Source organism: Limnohabitans sp. T6-20, from assembly GCF_003063505.1.
Classification (GTDB): domain Bacteria; phylum Pseudomonadota; class Gammaproteobacteria; order Burkholderiales; family Burkholderiaceae_C; genus Limnohabitans_A.
Genome location: NZ_NERW01000002.1, coordinates 425,483 through 452,431, shown reverse-complemented (window position 1 = coordinate 452,431; position 26,949 = coordinate 425,483). Strand labels below are relative to the sequence as shown.

At 59.0% G+C, this 26,949-nt stretch carries 24 protein-coding genes; 11 read left to right on the top strand and 13 right to left on the bottom strand.

Going from position 1 to position 26,949, the window contains the following annotated elements:
* Positions 1–11: 11 nt before the first annotated feature.
* Complete coding sequence (gene uvrB / locus B9Z33_RS08430; protein ID WP_108286570.1) at positions 12–2,138, bottom strand: excinuclease ABC subunit UvrB; 2,127 nt, start codon at positions 2,136–2,138, stop codon at positions 12–14.
* Positions 2,139–2,258: 120 nt separating this feature from the next.
* Here uvrB and B9Z33_RS08425 point away from each other — a divergent pair, with 120 nt between their 5' ends.
* The 3 genes from B9Z33_RS08425 (at position 2,259) to rsxB (ending at position 5,800) form a co-directional block, all read left to right on the top strand.
* Positions 2,259–3,455 carry an amino acid aminotransferase gene (locus B9Z33_RS08425; protein WP_108286569.1) on the top strand — a complete coding sequence of 399 codons (1,197 nt, stop codon included), beginning with the start codon at positions 2,259–2,261 and terminating at the stop codon, positions 3,453–3,455.
* A gap of 162 nt (positions 3,456–3,617) precedes the next feature.
* Positions 3,618–5,105 carry a polyhydroxyalkanoate depolymerase gene (locus tag B9Z33_RS08420; RefSeq protein WP_108286568.1) on the top strand — a complete coding sequence of 496 codons (1,488 nt, stop codon included), beginning with the start codon at positions 3,618–3,620 and terminating at the stop codon, positions 5,103–5,105.
* 5 nt (positions 5,106–5,110) lie between these two features.
* Positions 5,111–5,800, top strand: a complete 690-nt coding sequence (gene rsxB, locus B9Z33_RS08415) for an electron transport complex subunit RsxB (protein ID WP_108286567.1) — start codon at positions 5,111–5,113, stop codon at positions 5,798–5,800.
* Between the two features lie 46 nt (positions 5,801–5,846).
* On the opposite strand, the gene B9Z33_RS08410 is transcribed toward rsxB, so the two are convergent.
* Genes B9Z33_RS08410 through scpA form a run of 5 tightly spaced genes read right to left on the bottom strand, consistent with a single transcriptional unit; the run spans position 5,847 to position 13,170 of the window.
* Positions 5,847–6,335, bottom strand: coding sequence for a VOC family protein (locus tag B9Z33_RS08410; protein ID WP_108286566.1), 489 nt, complete (start codon positions 6,333–6,335; stop codon positions 5,847–5,849).
* Complete coding sequence (locus tag B9Z33_RS08405; protein ID WP_108286565.1) at positions 6,336–8,384, bottom strand: acetyl/propionyl/methylcrotonyl-CoA carboxylase subunit alpha; 2,049 nt, start codon at positions 8,382–8,384, stop codon at positions 6,336–6,338.
* A 20-nt stretch (positions 8,385–8,404) separates the two neighbouring features.
* Entirely contained in the window at positions 8,405–9,937 is a 1,533-nt protein-coding gene (locus B9Z33_RS08400; RefSeq protein ID WP_108286564.1) for an acyl-CoA carboxylase subunit beta, read from the bottom strand.
* A gap of 27 nt (positions 9,938–9,964) precedes the next feature.
* Positions 9,965–10,996, bottom strand: coding sequence for a methylmalonyl Co-A mutase-associated GTPase MeaB (gene meaB, locus B9Z33_RS08395; RefSeq protein WP_108286563.1), 1,032 nt, complete (start codon positions 10,994–10,996; stop codon positions 9,965–9,967).
* Positions 10,993–13,170 carry a methylmalonyl-CoA mutase gene (gene scpA / locus B9Z33_RS08390; protein WP_108286562.1) on the bottom strand — a complete coding sequence of 726 codons (2,178 nt, stop codon included), beginning with the start codon at positions 13,168–13,170 and terminating at the stop codon, positions 10,993–10,995. The genes meaB and scpA overlap by 4 nt, the downstream gene beginning before the upstream one ends.
* Positions 13,171–13,297: 127 nt before the next feature.
* Between scpA and B9Z33_RS08385 the strand changes: the two genes are divergently transcribed.
* The gene (locus tag B9Z33_RS08385) at positions 13,298–13,933 is read left to right on the top strand and encodes a GntR family transcriptional regulator (RefSeq protein WP_108286561.1); all 636 of its coding nucleotides are present in this window, start codon (positions 13,298–13,300) and stop codon (positions 13,931–13,933) included.
* Between the two features lie 22 nt (positions 13,934–13,955).
* Here the strand turns inward: B9Z33_RS08385 and B9Z33_RS08380 are convergent, their stop codons facing one another.
* Positions 13,956–14,417, bottom strand: coding sequence for a MerR family transcriptional regulator (locus B9Z33_RS08380; RefSeq protein WP_108286560.1), 462 nt, complete (start codon positions 14,415–14,417; stop codon positions 13,956–13,958).
* 143 nt (positions 14,418–14,560) lie between these two features.
* Here B9Z33_RS08380 and B9Z33_RS08375 point away from each other — a divergent pair, with 143 nt between their 5' ends.
* Positions 14,561–15,358: an SDR family oxidoreductase gene (locus tag B9Z33_RS08375; protein WP_233252772.1), complete on the top strand. Its 798-nt coding sequence runs from the start codon at positions 14,561–14,563 to the stop codon at positions 15,356–15,358.
* A 10-nt stretch (positions 15,359–15,368) separates the two neighbouring features.
* Entirely contained in the window at positions 15,369–15,857 is a 489-nt protein-coding gene (locus B9Z33_RS08370) for a hypothetical protein (RefSeq protein ID WP_108286559.1), read from the top strand.
* Between the two features lie 36 nt (positions 15,858–15,893).
* Here B9Z33_RS08370 and dusA read toward each other — a convergent pair whose 3' ends face one another.
* On the bottom strand, positions 15,894–16,895 hold the full coding sequence (dusA, locus tag B9Z33_RS08365; RefSeq protein ID WP_108286558.1) for a tRNA dihydrouridine(20/20a) synthase DusA: 1,002 nt from the start codon (positions 16,893–16,895) through the stop codon (positions 15,894–15,896).
* 97 nt (positions 16,896–16,992) lie between these two features.
* Between dusA and B9Z33_RS08360 the strand changes: the two genes are divergently transcribed.
* Positions 16,993–17,406, top strand: coding sequence for an NfeD family protein (locus tag B9Z33_RS08360; protein WP_108286557.1), 414 nt, complete (start codon positions 16,993–16,995; stop codon positions 17,404–17,406).
* 28 nt (positions 17,407–17,434) lie between these two features.
* On the top strand, positions 17,435–18,355 hold the full coding sequence (locus B9Z33_RS08355; RefSeq protein ID WP_108286556.1) for an SPFH domain-containing protein: 921 nt from the start codon (positions 17,435–17,437) through the stop codon (positions 18,353–18,355).
* Positions 18,356–18,451: 96 nt separating this feature from the next.
* On the opposite strand, the gene phbB is transcribed toward B9Z33_RS08355, so the two are convergent.
* The 4 genes from phbB to pgeF form a co-directional block, all read right to left on the bottom strand.
* Complete coding sequence (gene phbB, locus B9Z33_RS08350) at positions 18,452–19,189, bottom strand: acetoacetyl-CoA reductase (protein WP_108286555.1); 738 nt, start codon at positions 19,187–19,189, stop codon at positions 18,452–18,454.
* A 119-nt stretch (positions 19,190–19,308) separates the two neighbouring features.
* Complete coding sequence (locus B9Z33_RS08345; RefSeq protein WP_108286554.1) at positions 19,309–20,490, bottom strand: acetyl-CoA C-acetyltransferase; 1,182 nt, start codon at positions 20,488–20,490, stop codon at positions 19,309–19,311.
* 29 nt (positions 20,491–20,519) lie between these two features.
* Positions 20,520–22,238: an alpha/beta hydrolase gene (locus B9Z33_RS08340; protein WP_108286553.1), complete on the bottom strand. Its 1,719-nt coding sequence runs from the start codon at positions 22,236–22,238 to the stop codon at positions 20,520–20,522.
* A gap of 308 nt (positions 22,239–22,546) precedes the next feature.
* Entirely contained in the window at positions 22,547–23,335 is a 789-nt protein-coding gene (pgeF, locus tag B9Z33_RS08330; RefSeq protein ID WP_108286551.1) for a peptidoglycan editing factor PgeF, read from the bottom strand.
* Positions 23,336–23,469: 134 nt separating this feature from the next.
* Here pgeF and aat point away from each other — a divergent pair, with 134 nt between their 5' ends.
* From aat to B9Z33_RS08315, 3 genes are read left to right on the top strand one after another with little or no spacing between them, the layout of a single operon-like run.
* Entirely contained in the window at positions 23,470–24,237 is a 768-nt protein-coding gene (gene aat, locus B9Z33_RS08325; protein WP_108286550.1) for a leucyl/phenylalanyl-tRNA--protein transferase, read from the top strand.
* Positions 24,234–24,971: an arginyltransferase gene (locus tag B9Z33_RS08320; RefSeq protein ID WP_108286549.1), complete on the top strand. Its 738-nt coding sequence runs from the start codon at positions 24,234–24,236 to the stop codon at positions 24,969–24,971. The genes aat and B9Z33_RS08320 overlap by 4 nt, the downstream gene beginning before the upstream one ends.
* A gap of 51 nt (positions 24,972–25,022) precedes the next feature.
* The gene (locus tag B9Z33_RS08315; protein ID WP_108286548.1) at positions 25,023–25,802 is read left to right on the top strand and encodes an IclR family transcriptional regulator; all 780 of its coding nucleotides are present in this window, start codon (positions 25,023–25,025) and stop codon (positions 25,800–25,802) included.
* Positions 25,803–25,862: 60 nt separating this feature from the next.
* Here B9Z33_RS08315 and B9Z33_RS08310 read toward each other — a convergent pair whose 3' ends face one another.
* The gene (locus tag B9Z33_RS08310) at positions 25,863–26,942 is read right to left on the bottom strand and encodes a serine hydrolase (protein WP_369916656.1); all 1,080 of its coding nucleotides are present in this window, start codon (positions 26,940–26,942) and stop codon (positions 25,863–25,865) included.
* Positions 26,943–26,949: the final 7 nt, after the last annotated feature.

Below are 26,949 nucleotides of genomic sequence, written 5' to 3'. Positions count from 1 at the left end.
TCACTGACTTCTTAAGCCCGGATCAGGGGCACGATGTTGTCGCCACCCGTGGCACCGAAGGCCTGCTCTTTCAGAATCGTCAGCTGGTCACGCACCTGCGCCGCTTTTTCAAACTCCAAGTTGCGGGCGTGTTCCATCATCTGCTTTTCGAGCTGCTTGATCGCCCGAGCGATGTCTTTCTCGCTCATGTCCTCGACCTTGGCTTTTTGCAGCGCGGCCTGCTCCAGGCGATCGGCCTCTTTGCCCGACTTTTCGCTGTAAACGCCATCGATCAGGTCCTTGACCTTTTTGACAATGCTCTTGGGCGTGATGCCCATGGCCTCGTTGTGTGCGAGCTGCTTGATGCGCCGCCGCTCGGTCTCACCCATGGCTTTTTTCATCGACTCGGTGATGCGATCGGCGTACAAAATGGCCCGACCATTCAGGTTACGCGCCGCACGGCCAATGGTCTGGATCAAGCTTCGCTCGGCACGCAAAAAGCCCTCTTTGTCGGCGTCCAGAATGGCCACCAGCGACACCTCGGGAATGTCCAGCCCCTCGCGCAGCAAGTTGATGCCCACCAGCACATCGAATGCACCCAGACGCAGATCGCGCAGGATTTCCACCCGCTCCACGGTGTCCACATCGCTGTGCAGGTAGCGCACTTTCACACCGTTGTCACTCAAATAATCGGTCAGTTGCTCGGCCATGCGCTTGGTCAGCGTGGTGATCAGCACGCGCTCGTGCTTGTCGACACGGATGCGGATTTCTTGCAGCACATCGTCGACTTGGTGGGTGGCGGGACGCACTTCAACCTGCGGGTCGACCAATCCGGTGGGCCGCACCACCTGCTCGACCACTTTGCCCGAGTGCGTCTTTTCATAGTCAGCCGGTGTGGCCGACACAAAAATGCACTGGCGCATGCGTTTTTCAAATTCTTCGAACTTGAGCGGCCGGTTGTCCAGCGCGCTGAGCAGGCGAAAGCCGTACTCCACCAGCGTGGTCTTGCGCGCCTTGTCGCCGTTGTACATGGCGTTCAGCTGGCCGATCATCTGGTGGCTCTCGTCCAAAAACATGATGGCGTCGGCAGGCATGTAGTCGGTCAGCGTGCTGGGCGGATCGCCAGGGGCCGCGCCTGACAGATGCCGGGTGTAGTTTTCAATGCCCTTGCAATGACCGACTTCGGACAGCATTTCCAGATCGAACCGGGTGCGCTGCTCCAGCCGCTGAGCTTCGACAAGCTTGCCCATGCCGACCAATTCTTTGAGGCGCTGAGCCAGCTCCACCTTGATGGTCTCCACCGCGGCCAACACTTTGTCGCGCGGCGTCACATAGTGGCTGGACGGATAAACCGTGAAACGCGGGATCTTTTGCCGAATGCGCCCTGTCAGTGGGTCAAACAGCTGCAGGCTCTCGATCTCGTCGTCGAACAACTCAATGCGGATGGCCAGCTCGGAGTGCTCGGCCGGAAACACGTCAATCGTGTCGCCCCGAACGCGGAACTTGCCCCGGCTGAACTCCATGTCGTTGCGCTGGTACTGCATGCGGATCAGCTGGGCGATCACATCGCGCTGGCCCAGCTTGTCGCCGGTGCGCAGCGTCATGATCATGCGGTGGTAGCTCTCGGGCTCACCAATGCCATAGATGGCTGAGACGGTCGCCACGATCACCACATCGCGCCGCTCCATGATGCTTTTGGTACACGACAGGCGCATCTGCTCGATGTGCTCGTTGATCGCCGAGTCTTTTTCGATGAACAAGTCGCGCTGCGGCACATAGGCCTCGGGCTGGTAATAGTCGTAGTAGCTGACGAAATACTCCACCGCGTTCTTGGGGAAAAACTCGCGAAACTCGCTGTACAGCTGCGCCGCCAGCGTCTTGTTGGGCGCAAACACAATGGCCGGCCGCCCCAGCTGGGCGATCACATTGGCCATGGTGAAGGTCTTGCCCGAACCCGTCACGCCCAACAGGGTCTGGAACACCTCGCCGTCGTGCACACCCTCGACCAGCTGCTCAATGGCCACAGGCTGGTCGCCTGCTGGCGGGTAAGGCTGGAACAACTCAAAGGGCGAGCCGGGGTAGCTGACAAACTGGCCTTCGGCAGGTTTATCAGCACCGGGGACAGCTTCAACAACGGAGACTTCGGTCAAGGTGGACATCTTTGGGAAACAGGCTCTGGCAAAACCAGGCGGCCAGGGCCGTTAAAATCAGGGACAACCCGAAAGCCTAACCGAGGAACGGGTTTCCTGCCACCACTGAACACAATCCAAGGACTTTCCATGTCTCTGTTTTCCGCCGTCGAAATGGCCCCCCGCGACCCGATCCTGGGTCTGAACGAGCAATTCAATGCCGACACCAACCCCAACAAAGTGAACCTGGGCGTGGGCGTGTACTTCGACGACAACGGCAAACTGCCACTGCTGCAGTGCGTGCAGGCCGCTGAAAAAACCATGATGGCCACCCCCACCGCCCGTGGCTACCTGCCGATTGACGGCATCGTGGCCTACGACAACGCAGTCAAGGCGCTGGTGTTTGGTGCCGACTCCGACGTGGTCAAGTCCGGCCGCGTGTCCACCGTGCAGGCCATTGGCGGCACGGGCGGCCTGAAAATCGGTGCCGACTTCTTGAAGAAAGTCAGCCCCAACGCCAAAGTCCTGATTTCAGACCCCAGCTGGGAAAACCACCGCGCCATTTTTGTGAACGCTGGTTTTGAAGTGGGCTCTTACGCTTATTACGACGCCGAAAAGCGCGGCGTCAACTTCGAAGGCATGTTGGCCAGCCTGAACGCTGCGGCCGCGGGCACCATCGTGGTGTTGCACGCTTGCTGCCACAACCCGACCGGCTACGACATCACCAACGCCCAGTGGGACCAAGTCATTGCGGTGGTCAAAGCCAAGGGCCTGACCGCATTCCTGGACATGGCTTACCAGGGCTTTGGCCACGGCATCGCCGAAGACGGCGCGGTGATCGGCAAGTTCGTGGCCGCTGGCCTGAACATCTTCGTGTCCACCTCGTTCTCCAAGAGCTTTAGCCTCTACGGTGAGCGCGTGGGTGCCCTGTCGGTCGTCGCTTCGGACAAAGAAGAAGCGTCTCGCGTGCTGTCGCAACTGAAAATCGCGATCCGCACCAATTACTCCAACCCGCCCATCCACGGTGGCGCGGTGGTGGCGGCTGTGTTGAACAACCCCGAGCTGCGTGCACAGTGGGAAAGCGAATTGGCCGAAATGCGTGTGCGCATCAAAGCCATGCGCCAAAAACTGGTGGACAGCCTCAAAGCGGCTGGCGTGAAGCAAGACATGAGCTTCATCACCAGCCAGATCGGCATGTTCAGCTACTCGGGCCTGACCAAAGACCAAATGGTCCGCCTGCGCAACGAGTTTGGTGTGTACGGCACCGACACTGGCCGCATGTGCGTGGCTGCGCTGAACAGCAAAAACATCGACTACGTTTGCGCAGCGATCGCCAAAGTGATTTAAATCGGCTGACGTCAAGCTTTCAACCGCCCCTGACGGGGCGGTTTCTTTTTGGACGGTCCGGAATGTGACTGTCGATTAGGGTCATTACTCCAAAAATACCCGGCAGCGTCCTGTAGTATTGCTGCACCGCACCATTTGTTGCACCCCCAGGGAAACTGTCACATGCTCTACCAGATCTTCGAAACACAACGCTCGATCATGGAACCCTTTTCCGATCTGGCACAGGCGGCAGCCAAGCTGTACAGCAACCCGCTGAACCCCATGTCTCAAACACCTCTGGCCCAGCGCACGTCTGCAGGCTATGCCCTGATGCACCGCCTGGGCAAGGACTACGAAAAGCCAGAGTTCGGCATCAAGACCGTCAAGGTCAACAAGACCGATGTGGCCATCCATGAGCGCATCGAGATTGACAAGCCTTTTTGCGAATTGCGCCGTTTCAAGCGTTTTTCGGACGATCCTGCCACTTTGACGCAATTGAAAACGCAGCCCGTTGTGCTGATCGTGGCGCCCTTGTCGGGCCACTACGCCACCTTGCTGCGCGACACCGTGCGCACCATGCTGCAAGACCACAAGGTCTACATCACCGACTGGAAAAACGCCCGCTTGGTGCCCCTGTCCGAAGGTGAATTCCACCTCGACGACTACATCAACTACGTGCAGGAATTCATCCGCCACCTGCAATCCATCTATGGCAACTGCCATGTGGTGAGCGTTTGCCAACCCACCGTGCCGGTCTTGGCCGCCGTGTCGCTCATGGCCAGCCGTGGCGAGAAGACTCCGCTGACCATGACCATGATGGGCGGCCCGATCGATGCCCGCAAGTCGCCCACATCGGTGAACAACCTGGCCACCAACAAGAGCTTTGAGTGGTTCGAGAACAATGTGATCTACCGCGTCCCGGCCAACTTCCCGGGTGCAGGCCGTCGCGTATACCCTGGCTTTTTGCAATACACCGGCTTCGTGGCCATGAACCCCGACCGTCACGCCACCAGCCATTACGACTACTTCAAGGACCTGATCAAGGGTGACGACGCCAGCGCCGAAGCCCACCGCAAGTTCTACGACGAGTACAACGCCGTGCTCGACATGGACGCCGACTACTACCTGGAAACCATCGCCACAGTTTTCCAAGACTTCAAACTGGTCAACGGCACTTGGGACGTCAAGGGCGTGGATGGCAAGGTGGAACGCGTGCGCCCGCAAGACATCAAAGGCACCGCCTTGATGACTGTTGAAGGCGAGTTGGACGACATCTCGGGCTCGGGCCAGACCCGTGCCGCCCAAGACATGTGCACCGGTGTTGCGTCCCATGACCGCTTGCACCTGGAAGTGCCTGGTGCTGGTCACTACGGCATTTTCAGCGGCAGCCGCTGGCGCTCGGTGGTTTACCCGCAAGTGGTCAAGTTCATTTTGAGCCATGCAAAAACTGCGACCAAAACGGCATCTGCTGCTGCGCCGAAAGCTGCACCTGCGGCAGTCAAGCTGGCAGTGGTCAAGTCTGCAGAGAAAGCACCCGCCAAAGCGGCTGTGAAAGCCGTCGCCAAGCCCGCAGCCAAGGTGGTCGCCAAAGCGCCCCGCAAATCTGCAGCGGCCAGCAAAACTGGCGCAGCGGTGAAGACCAGCTGGGTCCAACCGAAGCAAAAAGCCTGAGGCCCATGCCCGCTTCGTCCAAAACAGCGCCTGAGACCCAGGCGCTTTTTCTATGGCTGAACGATGCCCTGCCACAGACGCAGTGCACCCGCTGCGGCTTTCCGGATTGCGCCAGTTACGCACGCGCCATGGCCGAGGGGCAAGCCCCCATCAACCAATGCCCACCCGGCGGCCAAGCAGGCATCGAGCGCTTGGCCACCCTGACGGGCCAGCCGGTGGTGCCACTCAACCCCGAGCACGGCACAGAAGGCCCACGCCATGTGGCCATCATTGACGAGGCTTGGTGCATCGGCTGCACGCTGTGCATCAAGGCTTGCCCGACCGATGCGATTTTGGGTGCCAACAAGCTGATGCACACCGTGATCGAGCCCTGGTGCACGGGGTGTGAACTGTGCATCCCGGTGTGCCCGGTGGACTGCATTGCGCTGGAGAACGTGACCGGCGAGCAAACCGGCTGGGCCGCCTGGTCTGTTGACCAAGCCCACACCGCACGCGAACGCTATGCTTCGCGCCAGCAACGCCTGGTGCGCGAAGAAGCCGAGCACCAAAAGCAATTGCAAGCCAAGGCCGAGCACAAGCTGGCCGATCTGGCTGCGCACACCAAAGGCACGGAAAACGCCCCTGAAGTGGACCGCAAGCGCGCCATCATTGAAGCGGCACTCGCCAAAGCAAAAGCCCGCCAAGCTGGAGCCTGACGGGCTTTTTAAAGGTGATGTCGGGGCTGAAAGCACCGACAACAAATCAATGGCTGTTGGCTGCCAAAGCCGCAAACGCGTTAACCACCTCGAAAGGGGCTTGCACCAGCTCGATCAACACGCCCTCGCCGCCAATCGGGAACTCTTCGTTCGCCTTGGGGTGCAAAAACGTGATGTCGAAACCGGCCGCGCCCTTGCGGATACCGCCCGGGGCAAAGCGTACGCCTTGTGATGTGAGCCAGTCGACGGCCACCGGCAGGTCGTCGATCCACAGACCGATGTGGTTCAACGGCGTGGTGTGCACCGCTGGTTTTTTCTCGGGGTCCAGCGGCTGCATCAGATCGACCTCGACCTTGAAGGGGCCGGTGCCGATGGCGCAGATGTCTTCGTCCACGTTCTCGCGTTCGCTTTTGAAGGTGCCGGTCACCTCCAGGCCGAACATGTCGACCCAGAGCTTTTGCAGGCGGCCTTTGTCAGGCCCACCAATGGCGATCTGCTGGACGCCCAGCACCTTGAAGGGGCGTTGGATGCTCATTTATTCGAACTCCACAATCATCTGGTCCACCGTCAGCGATTCGCCTTTGGCAGCCACCACTTGCTTGACCACGCCGTCTTGCGAAGCAAACAGCACGTTTTCCATCTTCATGGCTTCGATCACAGCGACGCGTTCACCGGCTTGTACCTTCTGACCGGGCGTGACCGAAACTTCGACCAACAAACCGGGCATGGGCGACAGCACAAAGCGGCTCAGGTCTGGCGGTGCCTTGTAAGGCATCAGCTTGTGCAGCTCGGCCATGCGGGGCGACATGACCAAAGCCTCAATGCGGGTGCCGTTGTGTTGCACTTGCAGGGCCAGCGGGTTCTTCAGGGTGCCACGTTCGATTTGCGCTGTGAAGGGCTTGCCATTGCAAGTGCCTTCGATGCGGATGTCGTTCAGGCGCGAGTTGCTTTCGATGGCGTAGGTTTTGCCTTCCACCGTGATTTGCGCCACGCCATGCTTGCCTGCGAACTCAGCCACATGCACGGACACATAGCGGTTGTTGCCGCCCTGCCCCAACTCGACCACGGCATAGTCCTGGCCAATTTTGACGTCGTAACCGGGCAGCTGACCGCTCAGGTTGGCTGCGCGTTCGCGAGACTTGCGGCGCACAAAGGCGGCCAATGCGGCCAAAAAGTCGTGGTCGTCGTGCGGCACGTCTTCGGCGCGGAAGCCCTTGCTGTACTGCTCGGCAATGAAGCCCGTGTTGAAGTCACCCGACACAAAGCGGGGGTGCGCCAACAAAGCGGCCTGGAAAGGGATGTTTGAGCTGATGCCGCGAATGACAAAGCCGTTCAGGGCTTCGCGCATTTTGGCAATCGCGTCGTTGCGATCTTTGCCGTGCACGATCAGCTTGGCGATCATCGAGTCGTAGAACATCGGGATCTCGCCACCGTCTTGCACACCGGTGTCCACACGCACGCCATACAGGTCCGCCGTGTTGGCCTGGAACATGGTTTGTTTGGGTGTCTGAAAACGCACCAAACGACCGGTCGAAGGCAAGAAGTTGCGGAACGGGTCTTCGGCGTTGATGCGGCACTCGATCGCCCAGCCATTGCGTTTCACATCGGCTTGGGTCAGCGTCAGTTTTTCACCTGCCGCAACACGGATCATTTGCTCCACCAAGTCGAGGCCCGTGATGGCTTCGGTCACGGGATGCTCCACCTGCAAGCGGGTGTTCATCTCCAGGAAGTAGAAGCTCTGGTCTTTGCCGACCACAAATTCGACCGTACCAGCCGACTGGTATTTCACCGCCTTGGCCAGTTGCACCGCTTGCTCGCCCATGGCCTTGCGGGTGGCCTCCGAGATGAAAGGCGATGGTGCCTCTTCAATCACCTTTTGGTGACGGCGCTGGATCGAGCACTCGCGTTCGTTCAAATAAATCACATTGCCGTGGCTGTCGCCCAGCACCTGGATTTCGATGTGGCGAGGCTCTTCGACGAACTTCTCGATGAAGACGCGATCATCGCCAAAGCTGTTGCGCGCTTCGTTGCGGCAAGACGTGAAACCTTCCAGGGCTTCCTTGTCGTTGAACGCCACACGCAGGCCCTTACCGCCGCCGCCGGCGGATGCCTTGATCATCACCGGGTAACCAATGCCCTTGGCAATCTCGACCGCTTTTTCAGCGGTCTCAATCGCGTCGTTGACACCGGGAATGCAGTTCACGCCCGCAGCGCCGGCCAGCTTTTTGGACTCGATCTTGTCGCCCATGGCGGCAATCGAGAAGTGGCGTGGACCGATGAAGGCAATGCCTTCGTCTTCGCAGCGCTTGGAGAACTCGGCGTTTTCGCTCAGGAAACCGTAACCGGGGTGAATGGCTTGTGCGCCGGTGGCTTTGGCGGCGGCAATGATTTTGTCGGCCACCAGGTACGACTCACGCGAAGCCGCTGGGCCAATCAACACCGCCTCGTCGGCCAGCATCACATGGCGGGCTTCTTTGTCGGCTTCAGAGTAAACCGCCACGGTTTGGATGCCCATTTTTTGAGCGGTAGCGATGACGCGGCAAGCAATTTCGCCACGGTTGGCAATCAGGATTTTGGTAAACATGTTCTTCTTCTCCTTCGGGCTTAAAGCGGAATGTTCCCGTGCTTGCGCCATGGGTTTTCAATCTTCTTGTCTTTGAGCATGACCAACGAGCGGCAAATGCGCTTGCGTGTTTCGTGCGGTTGGATCACGTCGTCGATGAAGCCGCGTGCGCCTGCCACAAAGGGGTTGGCAAAACGGGCTTTGTATTCGGCTTCTTTGGCGGCCAGTTTCTCGGGGTCGCCTTTGTCTTCGCGGAAGATGATTTCCACCGCGCCCTTGGCTCCCATCACCGCGATTTCTGCGTTGGGCCAAGCAAAGTTCACGTCGCCTCGCAAGTGCTTGGAGGCCATCACGTCGTAGGCACCGCCGTAGGCTTTGCGGGTGATGACGGTGATTTTCGGCACGGTGCACTCGGCGTACGCGTACAGCAGCTTGGCGCCGTGCTTGATGATGCCGCCGAACTCTTGGCTTGTACCGGGCATGAAGCCGGGCACGTCCACAAAGGTGATGACGGGGATGTTGAAAGCGTCACAGAAGCGCACAAAACGCGCCGCCTTGATGGAGCTCTTGATGTCCAGGCAGCCGGCCAGCACCAAAGGCTGGTTAGCCACGATGCCGACGGTTTGGCCTTCCATGCGGGCAAAGCCGATCAGGATGTTTTTGGCGTAGTCGGGTTGCAGCTCAAAGAAGTCGCCATCGTCCACGGTTTTGACGATGAGTTCCTTCATGTCATACGCTTTGTTGGGGTTCTCAGGCACCAACGTGTCCAGGCTCATGTCCAGACGACCCGATGGGTCACCGCTCGCGCGCACAGGCGCTTTTTCGCGGTTGTTCAGCGGCAGGTAGTTGTACAGGCGTCGCAGCATCAACAGCGCTTCGACGTCGTTCTCGAACGCCATGTCGGCCACACCGCTCTTGGTGGTGTGCGTCAAAGCGCCACCCAACTCTTCGGCCGTCACTTCTTCGTGGGTCACGGTTTTGACCACTTCGGGGCCTGTCACAAACATGTAGGACGTGTCCTTGACCATGAAGATGAAGTCGGTCAGGGCTGGCGAATAGACCGCGCCACCGGCCGATGGGCCCATGATCATGCTGATCTGGGGCACCACGCCCGAGGCCATCACGTTGCGCTGGAACACATCGGCGTAACCGCCAAGCGAGGCCACGCCTTCCTGGATACGGGCACCGCCCGAATCGTTCAAGCCGATCACGGGTGCGCCGACTTTCATCGCCTGGTCCATGATCTTGCAAATCTTCTCGGCGTGTGTCTCGGACAAAGCGCCACCATAAACGGTGAAGTCCTGGCTGAACACGAACACCAAACGGCCATTGATCATGCCGTAGCCGGTGACCACGCCGTCACCGGGGATCTTGTTGTCTTCCATGCCGAAGTCGGTGCAACGGTGCTCGACGAACATGTCCCACTCTTCGAAAGTGCCTTCGTCAAGCAGAACTTCGATGCGCTCACGCGCTGTGAGTTTGCCTTTGGCGTGCTGCGCGTCAATACGCTTTTGCCCGCCGCCCAAGCGGGCCGCGGCGCGCTTTTTTTCCAGTTGTTCAATGATGTCTTGCATGGTGGCTCTCTTTTCTCCAGGAAGATTTCAAATTAACCCTGCGCTTTGACTTTTCGTTTCATAAGCGCTGAGCAGTTGACGGGCAGCCGTCGAGGCGGCCAATTGGCCTGCTGCGACTTGTTGGCTGAGTTGGGGCAGCAGCGTTTGCACACGCGGCTGTGATCGAAAATTGTGTTTGAGGCCTGCGTCGATGCGCTCCCACATCCAGGACAGGGCCTGGTGCTGTCGGCGACTGGCCCATCGGCCGTTGCGGGTTTGCAGCGACTTGAATTCGCTGACGGCGGCCCAAAAGCTGTCCACACCTTGCCCCAGCAAAGCACTGAGCTGCACCACCTTGGGGTGCCACAGCGTGGCGTCTGCATGGGCATGGCCCGAACCACCATGCATGCCCAAGAGCTGCAAAGCGCTGGTGATTTGAAGCTCAGCACGGGTGGCCGCGATGGCGTCGATGTCGGCCTTGTTGATGACCACCAGATCGGCGATCTCCATCACGCCTTTTTTGATGGCCTGCAAATCGTCGCCCGCATTGGGCAGCTGCATCAGCACAAACATATCGGTCATGTTGGCCACAGCGGTTTCGCTTTGGCCCACGCCCACCGTCTCGACGATCACCACGTCGTAGCCAGCGGCTTCGCACACCAGCATGGATTCGCGGGTTTTCTCGGCCACACCGCCCAAAGTGCCGCTTGAGGGGCTGGGCCGGATGTAGGCCTGCTCGTGAACACTCAGGTGTTCCATGCGTGTTTTATCGCCCAGAATCGAACCGCCCGACACCGTGCTCGACGGGTCCACCGCCAACACTGCCACGCGGTGGCCTTGGCCGATCAGGTACAACCCCAGCGCTTCAATGAAAGTGGACTTGCCCACGCCCGGCACACCGCTGATGCCCAGCCGGAAAGACTTTCCGGTGTGCGGCAGCATGGCCGTGAGCAGCTCGTCGGCCAGCGCACGGTGGTCCGCACGCTTGGATTCGAGCAGCGTGATGGCTTTGGCCATGGCGCGGCGCTGCACCGCAGCGTTGCCGTGCAACAGGCCGTCAAGCAACTGCGCAGGGTTCACCCGATCGCCTTTTTGATTTGCTCCAGCACATCTTTGGCGCTGACCGGGATCGGGGTGCCAGGGCCGTAGATGCCCTTGACGCCCGCTTCATAGAGCATGTCGTAGTCCTGGCGCGGGATCACGCCGCCCACGAAGACGATGATGTCGTCGGCGCCCTGCTTCTTCAGTTCGGCAATGATCGCGGGCACCAGGGTTTTGTGGCCTGCAGCCAGCGTGGACACGCCCACGGCGTGCACGTCGTTTTCAATCGCCTGGCGAGCGCACTCTTCGGGGGTCTGGAACAGCGGGCCCATGTCCACGTCAAAGCCCAAGTCGGCGAAGGCGGTGGCGACCACTTTGGCCCCACGGTCGTGACCATCTTGGCCCAGTTTGGAGATCATCACGCGGGGGCGACGGCCTTGGGCGTCGGCAAAGGCGGCGATGTCGGCTTTGAGCTGGTTCCAGTATTCCATGGTGTCTCCCACGTTGTCACCGTCGTCATAGGCGGCGGCATACACGCCCGTCACCTTTTGTGTGTCAGCGCGGTGGCGGCCAAACACTTTTTCAAGCGCATCGGAGATTTCACCCACCGTGGCACGCAGGCGCACCGCCTGGATCGACAAATCGAGCAAGTTGCCTTGGCCCGATTCGGCCGAAGCGGTCAAGGCGTCCAAAGCGGCTTGCACTTTCGCGCTGTCGCGGGTGGCGCGGATTTTGGCCAAACGCTCGATCTGGCCATCGCGCACGCGCACGTTGTCGATCGACAAGGTCTCAATCGGGTCTTCCTTGGCCAGCTTGTATTTGTTCACGCCCACGATCACGTCTTTGCCCGAATCGATGCGCGCCTGCTTTTCTGCGGCGGCCGCTTCGATCTTGAGCTTGGCCCAGCCGCTGTCCACGGCCTTGGTCATGCCGCCCATGGCTTCGACTTCTTCGATGATCGCCCAGGCTTTGTCGGCCATCTCTTGGGTCAGGCTTTCCATCATGAAAGAACCCGCCCAAGGGTCGATCACGTTGGTGATGTGGGTTTCTTCCTGGATGATGAGCTGCGTGTTGCGGGCAATGCGCGAGCTGAATTCGGTGGGCAGCGCAATCGCTTCGTCGAACGAGTTGGTGTGCAGCGACTGGGTGCCGCCAAACACGGCCGCCATGGCTTCGATGGTGGTGCGCACCACGTTGTTGTAGGGGTCTTGCTCGGTGAGCGACCAGCCCGAGGTCTGACTGTGCGTGCGCAGCATCAGGCTCTTGGGGTTTTTGGCGTCAAAGCCCTTCATGATGCGGCACCACAGCAAACGGGCGGCGCGCATCTTGGCGATTTCCAGATAGAAGTTCATGCCCACCGCCCAGAAGAAGGACAGGCGGCCTGCGAAATCGTCCACGTCCATGCCCTTGGCGATGGCGGTCTTCACGTATTCCTTGCCGTCGGCCAGCGTGAACGCCATTTCCAGCGCCTGGTTGGCACCGGCCTCTTGCATGTGGTAGCCCGAGATCGAGATCGAGTTGAATTTCGGCATGTTCTTGGCCGTGTACTCGATGATGTCGCCGATGATCTTCATCGACGGCTCGGGCGGGTAGATGTAGGTGTTGCGCACCATGAACTCTTTCAGAATGTCGTTCTGAATCGTTCCACTCAATTTGTCTTGGCTCACGCCCTGCTCTTCGGCGGCGACCACGTAGCCCGCCAGCACCGGCAGCACTGCGCCGTTCATGGTCATCGAGACGCTGACTTTGTCCAACGGAATCTGGTCAAACAGGATCTTCATGTCCTCGACCGAGTCAATGGCCACACCGGCCTTGCCCACATCGCCCGTCACACGGGCGTGATCGGAGTCATAACCGCGGTGTGTGGCCAGGTCAAAGGCGACAGAAACGCCTTGCCCGCCGGCAGCCAAGGCCTTGCGGTAGAAGGCGTTGGACTCTTCAGCGGTCGAGAAACCCGCGTACTGCCGGATGGTCCAGGGGCGCACCGCGTACATGGTGGCCTGCGGCCCGCGCAAGAAAGGCTCAAAGCCCGGCAGCGTGTTGGCGTAGGGCAAGTTGGCCGTGTCTTCAGCGGTGTAGAGCGGCTTGACGATGATGCCGTCGGGTGTTTTCCAGTTCAGGGCAGACACATCGCCACCGGGGGCTGACTTGGTGGCTGCTTTTTGCCAGGCTTCCAAGTTGGAAGCATTGAATTCAAAGGATTTGGACGTCATGGCGCGGTGCTTTCGAGACAAAAGTGACTTGCTGGGATTTTGGCAGCTGCAGGCTGCCTACCGGCTTACAAGTACCGTGATTCATAATTATTGATGCAGAATATTCTAACCGGCTTACAATTCGGGCATGTCTGCTCTGTCTCTTGCTCCCCGCGCTCTGTACGAAGAAGTTGCTGAACTCCTGCGACAGCGGATTTTTGCGCGCGAGCTGGAACCGGGCAGCTGGATCGACGAATTGCGCATTGCCGAGGCCCTGGGCATCAGCCGCACCCCCTTGCGCGAAGCCCTCAAAGTGCTGGCCGCCGAAGGGCTGGTGACGATGAAGGTTCGCCGGGGTGCTTATGTCACCGAAGTCAGCGAAAAAGACCTGCGCGACGTGTACCACCTGCTGGCCCTGCTCGAATCGGATGCCGCCCGTGTGGTGGCCCAAAACGCCAGTGCCGCACAAATCCAGCAAATCGAGTCCTTGCAGCAAGACCTGGAACAGGCCACGGACGACCGGGATCGCTTCTTTGAAATCAACGAGGCCTTCCACATGCTGCTTTTGGAGCTGGCCGATAACCGTTGGCGCGACCAAATGGTGGCCGATTTGCGCAAAGTGATGAAGCTCAACCGGCACAGCTCCCTGTTTAAAGAGGGCCGCATTGAGCAATCTTTGGCCGAGCACCGCGAGATCGTTCATGCGTTGGTCGCACGCCAACCCGAAGTGGCCGCCGAGCGCATGTCCGCGCACTTCATGAACGGCTTGCAGGCCGCGCAATAAGCGGTCAGCGCCGCGTCAAGGCTCAGGCGCGCCGCTTGGCGGAGTCTGCGGACAAGGCGCTCAGGAATGCCAGGACAAAGTTGCAATCTTCGTCCTGCAGCACACGCATATCGCCCAAGGCAACGGGTGCCACGTAGCCGCGAATGACTTGCAGTGCGGCCATGCGCTCATCGATTTTGGCCACAACGGCACCGGCCAATTGCTCTATCGCTGGCGCATCCAGTGCGCCGTGATCACGTTCGAGGAGCAGCAGCCCAATCTCGGCCAGGGTGAAGCCAAGACTTTTCAGATGCCGGATGGCCTTGAGCCGGTCCAGCGTGTCACTGCCGTATTGGCGATAACCGGCTTCGGTTCGGCTGTGGGGCGCAATCAAGCCCGCATCCTCATACAAGCGCAATTGGCCACGCGTCACGCCCGCTGATTGGCACAAGGCGCTGGTGGTCTGCAAGGTCTTGAAAGGATGGGCGGTGGTGTGCGTTTTCATGGGTTTGAGCCCATCCTAAACCTGGCACCACAGGACCAGGTCAAGACATTTTGAATGGCCTTTGTCAAAAAAAACGCTTGACATGGCAGCAAGGTGCCGGGTTTTCAATGCGTTCTTTGACAACCACAACCCGGTAATTCACCATGACCATGCACCCCACACCCCACAAAACAGCGCTGATCACCGGAGCCTCTTCAGGCATCGGCCAAGCGCTGGCCCATCACTTTGCGCAAGACGGCTACCAGCTGGTACTGGCCGCCCGCAGCGTGGCCAAAATGCAGGCCCTGGCCCATGATCTGCAAAAGCAGTTCAAGGTGCAGGTCACCGTCATCGGTGCAGACCTCGAAACCGATGCGGGTGCAATGCAGCTGCACGCTGACATGCAGGCGCGAGGCATCGTCTTGAGTGCCTTGGTCAACAACGCAGGCTACGGCGCATTTGGCGAGTTCAAGGACACGGCGCTGCCGTCGGAACTGGCCATGATGCAACTGAACATGAATGCGGTGGTGGTGTTGAGCAAGCTGTTTTTGCCGGATTTGCTGGCAACACGCGGCAAGATTTTGAACACGGCGTCCACGGCGGCCTTTCAGCCTGGGCCCTATATGGCGGTTTACTACGCCACCAAAGCATTTGTATTGAGCTTCTCAGAGGCCCTGGCATCCGAGCTGGAAGACACCGGCGTCACGGTGACCGCGCTGTGCCCCGGCCCCACGGCCTCGGGTTTTCAGGACAAGGCCCAGCTGGGCAACTCGGCCCTGATCAAAGGCAAGAAGCTGCCCACATCACAAGAGGTGGCCGCCTTGGGCTACCGCGCCATGCAGCGCGGGCAGCGGGTGTATATACCGGGCTTCATGAACTGGGCCATGGCGCAAAGCATGCGCTTCACGCCGCGCAACCTGGCCACCAAGGTGGTGAAAATTTTGACCCGCCCCCTCGCGTGAGAACAGCACCATGATCTACCCCATGAGCAGCTACTTCAGCGCAGAAAAGCAAGAAAGCGTGATTTTCATCACCTTGGGCCTGTTGGCGATCGGCTTCAGCGCATGGCTCTGGATGAACGGTCATCGACTCAAATCCATAGCCTACCCGTTGGTGCTCATTGCGCTGATGCAAATGGTGGTGGGGGTGTCGATTTACCTGCGGACCGACACCCAGCTCGCCACGCTGAGCGCTCAACTGCAGCTTGAGCCTGCGGCACTGAAGGCCCAAGAAACCCGCCGAATGCAGACGGTTATGAAAAACTTTTCGATCTACAAGGGGGTCGAAATGCTGCTGCTGATCGTCGGGCTGGGCATGGTTGCGTTTTTACAGCGCAACGACCTGGCAACAGGTATCGGTGTTGGCTTGGTCTTGCAGGCCGCGTTGACGCTGACGCTGGATCTATTTGCCGAGACCCGAGGAACCGTTTATTTTTCTGCCCTCCAGGCCATGCCCGGCTGAAACACTGGGCGTGGTCTGGCGGCCAGCAGTGGCAGCTCAGTCGCTCACCACCGCGCCCCGTGCCAGCGCGGCGCGGGCCAGTTGCCAGACTTCGCGCGGCGGCAAAGGTTTGAGTTTGTGGTCACTCCAGACTTGACGCCACAAACGTCCGCCACGTTGCCCGTGGTAAAGCCCCAGCATGTGACGCGCAATCGCGTACCAAGGACAGCCATCTTCGGCAAAAGCGCGTTCCATGTAGGCCACCATCGCCTCCTCCACCGCTTCGCGGGACATCTCGGCTTGGGCTTCACCGTAAAAGGCCGCATCCCAGGTGCTAAGCAGCCAGGGGTTGTAATAAGCCTCGCGCCCGATCATCACGCCGTCTGCATGCTGCAAATGGCTGGCGATTTCTTCGTTGGTTTTGATGCCCCCGTTCACGGCAATCACCAGCCCCGGAAAATCTTTCTTCAGCTGGTAGGCCAATTCGTAACGCAGCGGCGGGATTTCGCGGTTTTCTTTAGGAGAAAGACCATCCAGCCAGGCATTGCGGGCGTGCACGATGAACACCTTGCAACCGGCATCGCTGACGGTGCCCACAAAATCGCGCACGAAGTCGTAGCTTTCAATCCGGTCGATGCCAATGCGGTGCTTCACCGTCACCGGCACATCCACCACATCGAGCATGGCTTTGACGCCATCGGCCACGGTGGGCGGCTCGTTCATGAGGCAAGCGCCAAATACGCCCCGCTGCACGCGGTCGCTGGGGCAGCCGCAGTTCAGGTTGATTTCGTCGTAACCCCACTCTTGCCCCAGCTTGGCGGCATGGGCCAAATCGGCCGCATCGCTGCCGCCCAGCTGCAGGGCCACGGGGTGTTCTTCGGCGTTGAAGCGCAGGTGCCGCTGCACACTGCCGTGGCGCAAAGCACCCGTGGTCACCATCTCGGTGTAGAGCAAGGTGTGGCGGGTCAGCAGGCGATGAAGAAACCTGCAATGTCTATCTGACCAGTCCATCATGGGCGCAACGGACAGGCGCCAGCGTTGAGTATCGGGGAATTGCATAGGCCTGATTATCCTTGCCCAAGCGCGTCCATGCAGGTCAGGTCCTTTGCAAAAAGGTAGCATGTCGCATGGACAGATTCAACAACGGGGAGAACGCATGAACGACACAAGCATTTGGTGGCTGGTGACAGGCGGGCTGGTCGCCGCTGAGCTGATGAGCGGCACCTTCTATTTGCTGATGCTGGCCATGGGTGCCACCGCAGCTGCGGTGGCTGCCCACTTGGGGATGGGGCTGAACGTCCAACTGGTGACGGCGGCGCTGATTGGCGGCTCAGCGGTCGTCTTGTGGCGGCAAAAAAGCCTGCGCCGCGAGGCTCAAGTGCCGACCGAGCTGCACCTGGACATCGGCGAAACCGTCGAAGTGATCGCCTGGGATGCCAACGGCACTGCACAGGTCAAACACCGGGGGGCCAACTGGACAGCCGTTTGCACATCGGCTCACACACCGTCACCCGGTACACACCGCATACAAGGCATTCAAGGCAGCCGCCTGGTGCTTGAAAAAATCTGAGCATCATTTTTAAAAAGGGAGTCTTCACATGGAAATCGCCATTCTTTTTCTGGTCATTGCCGTCTTGTTCGTCATCAAAACGGTCAAGGTGGTGCCGCAGCAGCACGCTTGGGTCGTGGAGCGTTTGGGCAAATACCACGCCAGCCTCACCCCCGGCCTGAACTTTGTGGTGCCGTTTGTAGACAACGTGATCCAGAAGCACAGCCTCAAAGAAATTCCACTGGATGTGCCCAGCCAGATTTGCATCACGCGTGACAACACGCAATTGCAGGTCGACGGCATCCTGTACTTTCAGGTGACCGACCCGAAACTGGCCAGCTATGGGTCCTCGAACTACATCACGGCCGTCACGCAGCTGGCGCAAACCAGCCTGCGCAGCGTGATCGGCAAGCTGGAACTGGACAAGACCTTTGAAGAGCGCGACATCATCAACGCGCAGGTGGTTGCGGCCATCGACGAGGCGGCCCTGAACTGGGGGGTCAAAGTGCTGCGCTACGAAATCAAGGACCTGACGCCCCCGAACGAAATTCTGCATGCCATGCAGTCGCAGATCACCGCTGAGCGCGAAAAACGGGCCCTGATTGCGGCATCCGAAGGTCGCCGTCAGGAGCAGATCAACATCGCCACAGGCGAGCGCGAAGCCTTCATCGCCCGCTCTGAAGGCGAAAAACAGGCCGCCATCAACAAGGCGCAAGGCGATGCCGCTGCCATCATGGAAATGGCCAACGCCACTGCGCAAGCCATTGAACGGATTGCCACGGCCATACGCCAGCCCGGTGGCGAACAAGCCGTACAGCTGAAAGTCGCCGAACAAGCGGTACAAGCCTACGGCAAGGTGGCGCAAGACGCCAAAACCACGCTGATCGTGCCCGGCAACATGACCGAGGTGTCGGGCCTGATCGCTTCGGCCATGCAGATGGTGGGCGTGGGCAAGCAAGCAGGCCACTGAATCCACGGCGCACTGACGCGCTGACACAAAAAAACCCGCCGAGGCGGGTTTTTTTGTGGGCGATGCCCAGTCTGATCTTGCCTAAAGGCAAAGGCATCAGCCCATGTGCAAACCACCGTTGACGGCGAAGTCGGCACCTGTGGTGTAACCGCCATCTTCGCTCGCCATCCAGGCGATGATGGAGGCAATCTCGCTGGGCTTGCCCAAACGCTTGACGGGCACGGTGGCCACGATCTTTTCAAGCACATCAGGACGGATGGCGTTGACCATGTCGGTGCCGATGTAACCGGGTGAGACCGTGTTCACAGTCACGCCTTTGGTGGCCATTTCTTGGGCCAAGGCCATCGAGAAACCGTGCATACCGGCTTTGGCGGCCGAATAGTTGGTCTGGCCGGCCTGGCCTTTTTCACCGTTGACCGAGCTGATGTTGATGATGCGGCCCCAGCCTTTTTCCACCATGTCAGCAACCACTTGCTTGGTCACGTTGAACATGGAGTCCAGGTTGGTGTTCATGACGGCTTGCCAATCTTCCCGCGTCATCTTCAGGAACATGCGGTCCTTGGTGATGCCGGCGTTGTTGACCAGCACATCAATGCTGCCGTGCTCGGCTTTGGCTTTGCTAAAAGCCTCGACCGTGGAATCCCAGTCACCGACGTTGCCGACCGATGCGTAGAAAGTGAAGCCCAGCGCTTTTTGTTCGTCCAGCCATTTGTTGTAGTCACGGGTCGGGCCGCAACCGGCGATGACCTTGAAGCCCTCCTGGTGAAGGCGTTGGCAGATCGCGGTACCGATACCGCCCATACCACCTGTGACGTAAGCTACTTTTTGACTCATGGTTTGTCTCCTTGTTATGAGTGAAGTGAAATCAATGAAGCCCGCTCAAACTCCGCATTGTTGACAACCCTATACAGCTGGGCAGTGCGCCAACAAACGCAACTTGAGCGCGCAGGGTTTTAAACCCGTTCAACCGCCAGCGACACGCCCATGCCGCCGCCGATGCACAAAGCGGCCAGGCCCTTTTTGGCGTTGCTGCGCTGCATCTCATGCAGCAAAGTCACCAAAATGCGGCAACCAGATGCACCGATGGGGTGACCAATGGCAATCGCGCCGCCGTTGACGTTGACCTTGGCCGGATCAATGTCCAGCGCCTGGTTCACGGCGCAAGCTTGCGCGGCAAAGGCTTCGTTCAGCTCGAACAGGTCCACGTCTTGAGCTTTCCAGCCCGCGCGGGCCAGCGCCTTTTGCGATGCGGGCACGGGGCCCATGCCCATGTGTGCAGGGTCCAGGCCACTGGTGCCGAAAGCGGCGATGCGCGCCAGGGGCTTGAGGCCCAAGGCTGCGGCTTTTTTGGCAGTCATGACCATCACAGCGGCGGCGCCGTCGTTGATGCCTGAGGCATTGCCAGCAGTGACGCTACCGGCTTTGTCAAAGGCGGGGCGCAGACCAGCCAATACCTCGGCGCTGGTTTTCTTGTTGATGAATTCGTCGGTGTTGAAGACCAAGGCATCGCCCTTGCGCTGAGGGATCAGCACGTCAACGATTTCGTCCTTGAACTTGCCCGCTTCTTGCGCGACTGCTGCCTTGCGCTGGCTTCCTGCTGCCAAAGCGTCCTGCATTTCGCGTGTGATGCCGTGGGCCTTGGCCACGTTTTCGGCGGTGATGCCCATGTGGTATTGGTTGTAGACGTCCCACAGACCGTCCACGATCATGGTGTCGGTCATCTTCCAGTCGCCCATGCGCTGGCCGTCACGGCTGCCGTTCAGCACATGCGGGCTGGCACTCATGTTTTCCTGGCCACCAGCGATCACGATTTCGCTGTCACCCCAAGCCACGGCCTGTGCCGCCAGCATCACGGCCTTCAGGCCCGAGCCGCACACGGCGTTGATGGTCAGCGCCGGGGTTTCCTTGGCCACACCGGCTTTCATCATGGCTTGGCGGGCGGGGTTTTGGCCCACACCAGCGGCCAACACCTGGCCCATGATGACTTCACCGATGGCGTCCACTGGCAGGCCGCTGCGTTCCAGCAACCCTTTGATGACGATGCTACCCAACTCGGTGGCCGGGGTTTTGGCGAGTGAGCCGCCAAACTTGCCCACAGCAGTGCGGGCAGCCGAAACGATGACGATGTCTTCCATTTTTCAAGTCTCCATTGGATAAGTAAAAATCAGGCTTTGGCCTTCACGTAGCGGCCTGGGGCTGCTTCGATGGCTTTGAATTTGCTGGCTTTGCCGTAAGTTTTGGGCGCAGCAATTTGCTTGCCCGCATGGCTTTTGAGCCAATCCGACCAGTCGGTCCACCAGCTGCCCGGCTGCTCTTTGGCACCAGCGATCCACTCGTTCACATCGGCTGGGAATTTGCTGCTGTCGCTCAGCCAGTGGCTGCGCTTTTTGGCCGCTGGCGGGTTGATCACGCCAGCAATGTGACCCGAGGCACCCATGACAAAACGCTTCTTGCCGGGCAGCACCTGTGTGCTGGCATAAGAGCCACCGATCGGCACGATGTGGTCTTCGCGCGAGCCGTAGATGTAGACGGGCATGTCGACCTTGCCCAGGTCAATCGCTTCGCCGCAGACCTTGACCTTGCGGGGTTTGACCAGGTTGTTTTCCAGATAAGTGTTGCGCAGGTACCAAGCGTAAAACGGACCGGGCAAGTTGGTCGAATCGCTGTTCCAGTAAAGCAAATCGAACGGGGGTGGGGTCTCGCCCTTGAGGTAGTTGCCCACCACGTAGTTCCAGACCAGGTCATTGGGCCGCAGGAAGCTGAATGTGGAAGCCAGGTCCTGACCTTTGAGCAGCCCGCCTTGGCCCATTTGCATTTCACGGAACTTGACGAAGTTGTCGTCGATGAACACGTCTAGGATGCCGGTGTCTGTGAAATTGATCAGGGTGGTGAGGAAGGTGGCGCTGGCCACGGGCTTTTCGCCACGCGCAGCCAACACCGCCAGCGCGGTGGACAAGATGGTGCCGCCCACACAGAAGCCCAAAGCGTTGATCTTGGGCGCGCCGGTGATGTCTTGCACCGTGGTAATGGCTTTGATGGCAGCTTGCTCGATGTAATCGTCCCAGGTTTTTTGGGCCATCGATTCATCGGGGTTGCGCCAGCTGACCACAAAGGTGCGATGTCCCTGGCTGACGGCGTAGCGGATGAACGAATTTTCGGGCTGCAGGTCAAGGATGTAGAACTTGTTGATGCAAGGCGGGATCAACAAGAACGGCTTTTCATAGACCTTGGCCGTGAGTGGCTTGTACTCGATGAGCTGGAAGAATTCGTTCTCAAACACCACCGCGCCTTCGGTGGTGGCCACGTTTTTGCCCACCTCGAACAGGCTTTCATCGGTCATCGAAACATGGCCTTGCTGCATGTCGTGCATCAGGTTTTGCACGCCTTTGGCAATGCTCTCGCCTTTGGTTTCAACCGCTTTCTTTTGCGCTTCGGCGTTGAAGGCCAAAAAGTTGCTGGGTGCGGCAGCGGCCACCCACTGCTCAATGGCGAAGCGAATCCGGGTGCGGGTTTTTTCGTCGGCATCCACCGCATCGGCCAAGCCCATCAGGGTGCGAGCGTTGAGCAAATAGGTGGCCGCGTTGAATGCTGCCACCGGGTTGGAGGCCCAGGCCTCGCCGGAAAAGCGGCGGTCTTTGACCTGCAAACTGTTGTGCAAGCTCTGATTCCACAACTCAGAAGCGTCTTTGAAGTACTGCCCTTGCAGCGTCTGGAGCTTTTCAGACGAGAATTTGAGCTGCGGTGCCGCAGAATCAGCACCGGGCTTCAGCCCACCCAAGTCGATGGTCTGAAAATGCTGCATGGCCTGGCCCCAGCTTTTGGACAGGTTTTGTTGAAAGCCCTCGCTCATTTGGGCCCAGAATTCTGGCGTGGAAGCGCTCATGCTTTGTCTCCTGCTAAATTGTTTTTTTGATATGGACTGCGTTCAGTATCTGTCAATTTGATGTCGCCTAAATTACAAAGACTAAAAAAATGTATTTGATCATTTTGGCTTGGCTTTACGTCACCTTGCTGATGGCCTTGGTCGAGGCCTTTAGTACGCAAGGAACGGTGATGGGCGCAATCATCACGTTCTTGCTGTATGGCTTGGTGCCCATGTCTTTGGTGGCCTACTTGATGGGGACTCCTTTGCGGCGCAAAGCCCGGCGTCAGGCGGAAGAAGCCTCGACAAGCCAGCAAGCGATGCCCGAATCAGTCGGCCAGCCAGATGCAGGCGGCCATGCGCCCGGACTGCCCGAGGACCCGGCTGTCCCGGCGGTGCGAAAAGAACCTTGAGTTCTGGATAAAAGTACACCAAGCAGGCTCACTGTCGTTGCCAAACACCGCTTGCACGCCCAAGCGATGCAGGCGCAACCTGGCCAGACCCGCCAAATCGGCCAACCATTTTTCGTTGCCCACAGCTTTGAAAAACACGGCGGCTTGGTCATCATCGGCACAAAAAGCCGCCATGACTTCCGGCCCCACCTCAAAGGCTTGGGGGCCAATACAAGGGCCCAGCCACACCAAAACGTCTTCACGCGCCGTACCCGACAAAGACGAAGCGTTCAGCAAACTTTCCAGCACCCCTGTGCCATGGACACCCGCCAAACCCCGCCAACCGGCATGCGCAGCCGCCACCCAACGCCCGGAAGCATCACACATCAACACAGGTAAACAATCCGCCACCATGATGGTGCAAGCGACCTGTGTGCCGGTGGTCAGACACGCATCGGCCTCTGCGCCATCCTGGCTGGACGCATCCAGCACGATGGTGTCAGCGCCATGCACTTGCTTGAGAAAAACAGGCCGAACACCGATGGCATCCCGCAAGCGCTGGCGGTTGGTTTGAACGCTGGGCATGTGATCGCCCACATGGTCACCGAGATTCATGCTGTCCCATGGGGCCTGTGAGGCACCGCCGCGTCGGTCGGTCATCACGGCCCGCACCCGGGGTGGCGCAGGCCACTCTGGCCGCAACCAACTGTGAGAAAAAGGATTCATGGCGCGAAGCTGGCCTTTTCAAAGTAAGCAAACAAGTTTGCCCTGATGCAAGGCTTTCGAGGATAAACCGAAAAAACGCGCGACATGGGCAACCCGCAGCAACCAACACACCCCTTTTATTGTGTAATGCTGCCATGCCACGTGCCCCCAAGATGCCTGACCTGATCTGGATTCAAGCGGACGAACCCTTGCCCAGCACCCACCTGGCTTGGGATGCCCAATCCCCTGCCCCCGGCTTGTTGGCGGCCAGCCATGACCTGTCTGCCACCCGCCTCATCGAGTCCTACAGCCACGGTATTTTTCCTTGGTTCAGTGCAGGCCAACCGGTGTTGTGGTGGACTCCGGACCCGCGCATGGTGTTGCACACAACACATTTCCGCTTTCACCGCTCTTTGCGCCAGACCATGAAGCGCTGGCTACACCACCCGGGGTTCTCATTGACCTTCGACCGGGCCTTCAGCCAGGTCATGCGCCGCTGCAGTGCGGCCCCCAGACCAGGACAAAGCGGCACCTGGATCGTTCCGGCCATGGTGACCGCTTACGAAGATCTGCACCGCGCTGGCCACGCGCACAGCGCCGAGGTTTGGCTTGATGGTGAATTGGTGGCTGGGCTTTATTTTGTGGCCCTGGGCCACGCCGTTTTTGGCGAATCCATGTTCACCACGGTGACCGATGGCTCCAAAATGGCCCTCGCCAGTTTGGTCAGTGTTTGTCTGAAACACGGCATCATGACCATCGATTGCCAGCAAAACACCCGCCATTTGGCGTCATTGGGGGCACAAGAAATCCCCCGCGCGGAATTCTTGGCATCGGTCCAGCTGTCACGCCTCATGCCACCCGTCCACTGGGCTGAGCAAACTTTATACTGGGATGCATTGACGGCTTTGGACACCACGTTGTGACCCATCTTCAAGACCTCCCGATCCAGGCACTGCAGTTTTATGCCACCGCGCCCTATGAGTGCAGCTATCTGCCGAATCGCTCGGCACGCTCTCAGGTCGCCACGCCCAGCCACCTCATTCAAAACGAGGTCTACTCCGACCTGGTGGAGCAAGGGTTTCGTCGCAGCGGCATGTTCACCTACCGCCCTTACTGCGATGGCTGCCACGCCTGCCAGCCCCTGCGCGTCAAGGTCCAGGTCTTCAAACCCGACCGCAGTCAGCGCCGCGCCTGGCAAGCCCACAAAAACCTGGACGTCCGGGTGCTCGACTTGCAATTCGATCCCGAGCACTACGCCCTGTACCTGCGCTACCAAACCAGCCGGCACCCCGGTGGCGGGATGGACAACGACAGCGTTGACCAATACAACCAATTTTTGCTTCAAAGCCGGGTCAACTCCCGCATCGTCGAGTTTCGCTCGCCTGCCACAGATGGCGGGTTGGGCAATTTGAAGATGGTCAGCATCGTGGATGTGCTCAACAACGGTTTGTCAGCGGTCTATACTTTTTATGAGCCTGAAAACAACACCAGCTATGGCATTTACGGCGTGCTGTGGCAAATTCAGCAAGCGGCTGACCTTCAGCTGCCTTATGTCTACCTGGGTTACTGGATTGAGAGCAGTCCGAAAATGAACTACAAATCGAAGTTCCGTCCTTGCGAAATACGGGTCCAGGGCCAGTGGCAGCCATTGACATGAAAAGCCCTGCAGTTTTCACAGTGTAAAATTTCTGGATTGCTCACGGACACCATGAAAAAAGACCCTGCACTCACGCCGACACCCACGATTCAGGTCATTGAGCGCATGTTCTCGCTGATCGATGTCCTCGCCTCACGCGAGGAAGCGATCTCCCTCAAAGAGATCAGCGAAAAAACAGGCCTGCACCCCTCCACCGCGCACCGCATTCTGAATGACCTGGCCACTGGCCGATTTGTAGACCGCCCGGAAGCCGGCAATTACCGCCTGGGCATGCGACTGCTGGAGCTGGGCAACCTGGTCAAGGGCCGCCTGAACGTGCGCGATGCGGCCTTGACACCCATGCGTGATCTGCACAAGCTGATTCAGCAACCTGTGAACCTGAGCATGCGACAAGGCGATGAAATTGTTTACATCGAGCGCGCCTACAGCGAACGCTCAGGCATGCAGGTGGTTCGGGCCATCGGTGGGCGAGCACCTTTGCACTTGACCTCGGTTGGCAAACTTTTCCTGGCTGCGGATGATCCTCTGCGCGTGCGGTCTTATTCCACCCGCACAGGTTTGGTGGGCCAGACACGCAACAGCATCACCCAACTGCAGGTTCTCGAAAGAGAGCTGGCGCGCGTCAAGCAATACGGCATCGCCCGTGACAACGAAGAGCTGGAGTTGGGTGTGCGCTGCATTGCCGCCGGCATTTACGACGACCAAGGCAAATTGCTGGCAGGCCTGTCCATCTCTGCCCCCGCCGACCGACTGGACGAAGGCTGGCTTCCCAAGCTGCAGGCCACTGCGCACGACATCTCCAAAACATTGGGCTATCACGGAGATCACTGAGTCGCTTCAGACGCAAAAAAGGCCTCAATCGAGGCCTTTTTTGATCTGCGTTGCCTCAGCTCAACCAGGCAAACGATCGGTCAGTGCCGAATGCTTGCTTGCGGACACAGCAGGTGACTTTTCTACCCAGCGGCGAACACGCTCAGCATCTGCAATGCGACTGAGTTTGCCGGCCGAATCCAAGAACACCATGATCAACTTGCGGCCTGCGACTTGCGCCTGCATGACCAAGCATTGACCGGCTTCGGAGATGTAACCCGTCTTTTGCAAGCCGATGTCCCACTGGGGGCTTTTCACCAAGCGGTTGGTGTTGTTGTATTGAAGTGTGCGGCTGCCCACTTCAATCTCGCGGCCAGGCGACGTCGACAGCTCACGCAGAACGGGCTCTTTGTAAGCGGCCCCCACCAAAACAGCCAAGTCGTTGGCGCTGGACTGGTTGCGACTGGACAAGCCTGTCGGTTCAACATAACGCGTATCGGACATGCCCAAAGCCTGAGCTCGGGCATTCATGCGCGCCACAAAAGTGTCCAAACCGCCTGGGAAGGTGCGCCCCAAAGCGTGCGCGGCGCGGTTTTCACTGGACATCAGTGCCAAATGCAACAAATCACCACGGCTCAGGACTGTGCCCACAGCCAAACGCGAAGAGCTGCCCTTTTCGGTATCCACATCGGCCTGGGTGATGGCAATCATCTCCGCCATGGGCAAATGGGCCTCAGAGATCACCAAGCCGGTCATCAATTTGGTCAATGAAGCAATGGGCAACACGGCGTGGTCGTTCTTGCGAAACAGGACTTCATGCGTGTCCTGATCAATGACAAGGGCCACACTGGAGCGCAAATCCAAAGGGTCTGATGCGGCATGAAGACCCGCCATCTGACCGAAAGATGCGCGCATCGGCACAGCTTTTTGGGAGGCAACAGACACGCGCTTGTTGGCTTTGCCCGTGCTCACTTTTGCCTTTTTAACGGACTTGGCAACGGTGGCCACAGGCCGCTTTTTGGCAGATGACTTCGAATCCTGCGCTTGTGCGGCCAAAGGCAACACCATCAGCGCAGCCAATACAGCAGCCGTCAAAGTGCCAACCAGACCTTGGCCCCATCGGCTGCAGGCTTGGTCGTTGAATACGGGAAGGGATCGCATGGAGGGC